Genomic DNA, 5,760 nt, shown 5'->3' with positions numbered 1-5,760 from the left:
TCTGTGATAAGGATAAGATCGGGTTTGGGATAGGCTGCATAGAGCTCGGCTCCTCCCACAGGATCAATATACATCGTAATTTCTCCCCATTCTACTACCGCAGAGGCATGTTCAATTGGAAATATTTCGACTTCCGACATAGATTTTTCCGCGGAAGTATTGGTAGTGGCTATTGATTCGTTCTCTGAAATGGCATCTGTCTTCTTATTTTCTTTGCAGCTTGTAAAAAGTAAAAAACTTATGCATAAACTCGCGATCAGCATTTTCATAGCTATAAATAGATTTGATTTTAGGAGTTAAAGGTAAGCATGTGTGGAGAAACCATTCAGAGTATTAACGTCATTTTAATATTACTCCGTTCATAGGGAGGAGGTACTTCCATGGGAATTTCTTCGAAACCAAACTTTTTGTATAAATGAATGGCCGGCTGCAGAAGGGTGTTAGAGTAAAGTACAAGGGAACTAATTTCCTTGCTTTTACAATATTTGATAGCGTGTTCTAACAAAAGATGGCCAATTCGCTGTCCCTGATACCCGGTTTTCACAGCCATTTTTCCCAATTCAAAGGAATTTGAATTAAGAGGAAGTAATGAAAAACAGCCTAGGATGATTTTCTCCTTTGCTGCAAAAAAAATTTGACCTCCTTGATCAATGATCATTTCCTGGCATTTGTCCAATAGATCAGCATCTTTTGGTTCTACATAGAAGTATTCTGTTAACCAGGCAAGATTTAATTCTTTGAAACTGGCAGCCAGCTCTGATTTGAAAGGGATAATTCGTATAGACATAAAGTTGTGATCCTCAAAACCCTGATGTTTACAAATCTTTTAAATAGGATTAATACTGAAAATACAATTTTTTTTTAGTTCAAAAATCTAAAAAGAAGGTTTGTCCGTATATAGCATGTAACCACTTTACAAAAAGTAAAAAAAGAGTATTAAACTTTTACACTATGACTGAAACAAAAAACAATAACGGATTAAAAGTAATTGCCGGTTTATTAGGGGTAGTTCTATTAGGTACTATTATCTATACCGTTAGTCTTTATCAAGACAAGAAAAAAGTACAGACCGAACTTACTCAGGAAAAGGACTTGGTAATGGAAGACCTTAACAGTTTAAAATCTGAGTATGACAAAGCTATTCTTGAAAGCAATGCTACAAATGAAGAATTGGTAGCTGCCAGAGATAGGATCGCCAAGTACATCGATTCTGTACAAACTATGAAGACCGATCTTTCTTCTTTAAGAAGATACAGAAATCAGGTTGCTGTATTAAAACAAGAAAGAGAAGTATTACTTCAGCAAGTAGATTCTCTTACCAAGTCTAACTCATTGTTGGCCATGCAAAGAGACAGCACATTTGTTGAGTTAGAGAAACAAGCTGTTTTCAATGATTCATTGGTTGTTCAAAACACTCAATTGGCGGAAGCTGTTGAAAGAGGTTCTGCACTTAACCTATCAACCTTTAACGTAGATGCAGTTAGAGAAAGATCTAGCGGAAAAATGGTTTCTACTCAAAGAGCCGGAAGAACAGACAAATTAAAAGTATGTTTTACGATAGCTGATAACGTAATTGCTCAGGCAGGTGACAGACAATTCCTTATTGAGGTATTGGATCCACAAGGAAATGTTTTAGGTGGCGGAAGCACTAAAACAAATGACGAAGGAGCTTCAGTGTCTTACAGCAAGGGTACCGATTTCTATTACGAAAATCAAGACCTGGATGTGTGTGACTTTATCAACAAGCCAGCAGGAGATTTCCAATCAGGAAACTATATGGTAAACGTCTATGACGACAACCTAAAACTTCTTGGAACTTCAAAGTTCACTTTGAAATAAGACAGTTTATAATAAAATAGAAGGGCCTTCAATTGAAGGCCCTTTTTTTATGGAAAGTTGGTACTTTTTCAAAGATCCGACCATATCCTCAGGCTTTACCCAAAGATCGTACTCCTCTGCGGTCACATAGCCCAGATTAACAGCTTCTTCACGCAAAGTGGTGCCATTTTTGTGTGCTGTGTTTGCGATCTCTGCTGCTTTGTAATAGCCTATTTTTGTATTCAGCGCAGTTACCAGCATAAGGGAATTATTGAGTAATTGTTTAATAACCTTATGATTGGGTTCTATACCTATGGCACAATGGATGTCGAAACTTACACAGGCATCCCCGAGCAGTTCTGCAGACTGCAACAAATTAGCGGCCATAACCGGTTTAAATACATTGAGTTCATAGTGTCCCTGGGCGCCACCAAAACTAATAGCGACGTCATTTCCAATTACCTGTGCACATACCATGGTCAGCGCTTCACATTGAGTAGGATTTACTTTGCCCGGCATAATTGAACTCCCCGGTTCGTTTGCAGGAATTATGATCTCGCCAATACCAGAGCGCGGCCCAGATGCCATCATTCTAATATCATTGGCAATTTTATTAAGTGAGACCGCTAATTGTTTCAGGGCACCATGGGTTTCCACAAGCGAATCGTGTGCAGCCAGGGCCTCAAACTTGTTTGCAGCAGTTTTAAAGGGCAGTTCTGTAAACTGAGCGATATACTTCGCCACCAACACATCATATCCCGGAGGGGTGTTTAATCCGGTACCTACGGCCGTGCCCCCCAAGGCCAATTCACTTAAATGGTCTAATGTGTTTTGCAAGGCACGCAGCCCGTGGTCTAATTGGGAAACGTAACCCGAAAATTCCTGCCCTAAGGTTAGGGGAGTAGCGTCCATAAGATGGGTCCTTCCGATTTTAACGATCTTTTCAAACTCTGTCACCTTTTTTTGCAAGGTATTTCTGAGTTGTGTAACTCCTGGGATAGTTACTTTTGCCAATTTGGTATAGGCTGCAATATGCATCCCAGTTGGAAAAGTATCATTAGAAGATTGAGATTTATTTACATCATCATTGGGTTGAATAACCTTTTCGCCAACGCCTATTTTTTTTCCGGCCAGTTCCTGCGCCCTGTTAGCAATAACTTCATTCACATTCATATTGCTTTGAGTTCCAGAACCTGTTTGCCATATGACCAATGGAAATTGGTCGTCTAGCTTACCTGCTAAGATCTCGTCACAGACCTTTGCGATCAGATCTCTTTTTTCTTTGGCAAGCACTCCAAGTTCATGATTAGCATAGGCAGCTGCTTTTTTTAAATGAGCAAAACCATAGATAATATCTAAGGGCATAGAAGCCGATGGGCCTATTTTAAAATTATTCCTTGATCTTTCAGTTTGGGCACCCCAATATTTGTCTGCTGGTACCTTTACCTCACCCATCGTATCTTTTTCAATTCTGAATTCCATATGTCGGAGTTTTTATTGTCCTAACAAAGGTACGATTTGGTGGTTTAAGTTCTTTTTGTGCATTGTATAAAATTTCTAAGTTTAGATTTGCAAGTTTTGGGATTTTCCAAGTATCTTTGTTCAGCAAAGCACGCAATATGTTCGAATTTGATCAATATTTAGGATTCCTGGCTTTTTTGACAATCGTTACCATCGGTTTTTGGTTAATGATGTTCCTACTGCTTTTTGTAGTACCTTACTGGTTAGGGGGAAATCTTATGGAAATCTTTAAAGAAAAACGCGAAGCGAGAAGAGCCAAACGTAACACATAAAAAAAGAAGCCTCATGGCTTCTTTTTAGTTTTACAAAATATAGTTCTGATTACGTCCCTTCAAATTCATATTCTTCATCATTTCCACCACGCCCATTTCTGTTTCGTTGATTTTGTGACTGATTAAATCTGTATAAGAAGGATAAGGTAATTTGTCTTTCTCTCCATTGAAATTCACTATAGGTAGCCACTGTATTGGTGATCGTCTCAGTTCTTCTTTTTCTGGAGTTAAACAAGTCACTTACATTTAAAGACAGAGTAGCCTTATCTTTAATAACATCTTTACTAATAGCCAGGTTAGTACTTAAAATACCTTTATTGGTATTCTGGGCATCCTTATTGGGTCCTCTGTAGAATACATTGGATTGAAAGTCTATACTTCCTGGCAAGGGTACTTTTGCACTTATCCTGGTAAACCATGTAAAGTTGTCTGCATCAAAATTTTGAGTGATGACCTGATTCTGAAAATTGGTGTACGTATAGTCCCCACGCAGTTCCTGCTGAAATAAATTTAAATTCCATGTTAGTCTCCAATCTCTTTTTGGTGTGTAGGTAGAGGTAAACTCAACTCCGTAGCGCCTGTCTGTCGCCAGGTTGATGGGAGTTCTTGCCTGCACGGGTACTAAAACCGGATTCGCAGGGTCATCCGGGTTTTCTATCTGTACAAAATCGCCTGTCTCCTGCGTAATAAACTGGAAGACCCCGGTAGATCTGTTAAAATAACCGGAGGTTGTAAAAGTAACCTTATCCCATCTCTTTAAATAGCCCAGATCAAAAGCATTTGTAAAGGTGGGATCCAGGTCAGGATTTCCCTGAAATAAGTTTGTATTACTGGATCTGGATGGAAAAGGGTTGATAAATCTGGAGCGTGGTCTTCGTAGTCTGCGGCTGTAGCTCAGCGTTACCTGCTCTGTCTCTGAGAACTCATACCCAAGAAATAAGGAAGGAAACCAATTCACATAATCCTTATTGGTCACTTCCTGAGTATCCCTCAATTCGATCCCAATGTCTGAAGCTTCCATTCTCAATCCGCTTAAAACACTGAATTTTTTAAATTTTGTTCCTAACTGCATATAAGCAGCGTTTACATATTCTTTATACTTTAATTCATTGCTGAAATTTGGATCTCTGTCAAGGACGCCATTTTCTAATATCCCAAAATCAAAATCTGTGATGAAATTATTAAAGGTGCCTCTGTATCCCATTTCAAATAGTGACTGATTCTCTTTGCCAAAGGGGAGTATATAATCGAATTGCGCCAATTGATTCAGCTGGGTTTCATCATTAATGGTCTGCTCCGTAGGAAGAAATAAAGATTCTCCTAGGACAATTTCATTTATGATAGAATTTTCAATTTCATTGCCAGTGGAGTACTGATAGTCTATGGTGAGTTCGTGCCCGTCTCTGTCGAACGTCTTTTTATAGTTTACCGAATACTGCACATTCTCATCGGTTTCATCTTCATTAGTGAATCGGTTTCTTTGAATCGTTGGATTTCTGACTGCATCGAAATTAAAAAAGTCGATATCGACCGTATTTTCACCATCCGAATTTCTAATAACTAACGAATTGGTTATACTGCTTTTGTCACTGAAGAAATACTCAAAACCAATATTGGTATTCAAGCTGTTGTCTTGTCTCTGATAGTCGCGTATCTCATCCTGAAAACTTACTGTATTTCCGGAATCATCAAAATTCTCCTGGTCAAACTCTGCATTTCCAGGGGCATCTCTGTACCGATAGGTCGTAGTGGTAAAGAAATTAAATTTTTCACGACGCAGGTTAAGACTCAAGGCACCTCCAAAATTGTCGGGATAACCTGCGAAAACGTTGATGGAACCATTGATACCAGCCGTTTTACTTTGTTTTAAAATAATGTTCAATATCCCTGCAGTACCTTCCGCATCGTACCTGGCCGAGGGATTGGTAATTACTTCAACACGTTCTATAGATTCTGCAGGTAATTGCTGAAGAGCTTGTGGGCTCAGACCTGAGAGGGCAGAGGGTTTGCCATTGATCAAAATTCGTACACTTTCATTACCACGCAGACTAATGTTACCCTCTACATCTACGGTCACAGAAGGTACGTTATCCAAAACGTCTGTTACGGAACCACCTCTAACAGTAAGATCCTGCCCAACATTGTATAC

Annotated in this window: 4 protein-coding genes and 1 pseudogene; 1 reads left to right on the top strand and 4 read right to left on the bottom strand. The window is 39.1% G+C overall.

Going from position 1 to position 5,760, the window contains the following annotated elements; genetic code table 11:
• Window positions 1-269: pseudogene (locus WBM49_RS12840) on the bottom strand (MBL fold metallo-hydrolase); the annotation flags it as partial.
• 56 nt (window positions 270-325) lie between these two features.
• Window positions 326-787, bottom strand: a complete 462-nt coding sequence (locus tag WBM49_RS12835; RefSeq protein ID WP_424372449.1) for a GNAT family N-acetyltransferase — start codon at window positions 785-787, stop codon at window positions 326-328.
• A 164-nt stretch (window positions 788-951) separates the two neighbouring features.
• Here WBM49_RS12835 and WBM49_RS12830 point away from each other — a divergent pair, with 164 nt between their 5' ends.
• Window positions 952-1,839, top strand: a complete 888-nt coding sequence (locus tag WBM49_RS12830) for a hypothetical protein (protein WP_424372448.1) — start codon at window positions 952-954, stop codon at window positions 1,837-1,839.
• A gap of 6 nt (window positions 1,840-1,845) precedes the next feature.
• Here the strand turns inward: WBM49_RS12830 and fumC are convergent, their stop codons facing one another.
• Window positions 1,846-3,300, bottom strand: coding sequence for a class II fumarate hydratase (gene fumC, locus WBM49_RS12825; protein ID WP_424372447.1), 1,455 nt, complete (start codon window positions 3,298-3,300; stop codon window positions 1,846-1,848).
• Between the two features lie 360 nt (window positions 3,301-3,660).
• Window positions 3,661-5,760: TonB-dependent receptor domain-containing protein (locus tag WBM49_RS12820; protein WP_424372446.1), on the bottom strand; the 2,100-nt coding region annotated here is incomplete at its 5' end.

It is taken from the genome of Muriicola sp. (assembly GCF_049669965.1).
Classification (GTDB): domain Bacteria; phylum Bacteroidota; class Bacteroidia; order Flavobacteriales; family Flavobacteriaceae; genus Muriicola.
Note: the sequence above shows the minus strand (reverse complement) of the source record. Positions and strands in the feature narration are given on the sequence as shown.